We start from the raw sequence: 436 nt of genomic DNA, 5'->3' as shown, positions 1-436 counted from the left end.
CGGTAAAACCGAAGTTGCCATGCGTGCTGCCTTTATGGCGGTACAGAGCGGCAAACAGGTCGCCGTATTAGTGCCCACCACTCTGCTGGCACAGCAACACTATCAGAACTTCGCCGACCGCTTTGCCGAATGGCCGGTGAAAGTGGATGTACTGTCCCGCTTTAAGTCCGCCAAAGAAACGCAGCTGGCGCTGGACCGCATGCTGGAGGGTAAAACCGATATCGTCGTCGGCACCCACAAGCTGCTGCAGAAAGACGTGAAGTTCGATCATCTGGGCCTGCTGATCATTGATGAAGAGCACAGATTCGGCGTGCAACAGAAAGAACGGATTAAATCATTACGGGCGGAAGTCGATATTCTTACCCTCACCGCCACGCCGATTCCACGTACGCTGAATATGGCCATGGCCAGCATCCGCGACCTGTCGATCATCGCC

Annotated in this window: 1 protein-coding gene; it reads left to right on the top strand. The window is 55.0% G+C overall.

All coding sequences use genetic code 11. From position 1 onward, the window contains the following. Nucleotides 1-436 (top strand): DEAD/DEAH box helicase (locus tag B2Z72_RS10780; protein ID WP_297004774.1); only part of this gene is annotated, 436 nt, incomplete at both ends.

The organism is Thalassolituus sp. UBA6592 (assembly GCF_002433655.1).
GTDB lineage: Bacteria > Pseudomonadota > Gammaproteobacteria > Pseudomonadales > Oceanobacteraceae > Venatoribacter.
This window is presented reverse-complemented; position numbering and strand designations above follow the sequence as displayed.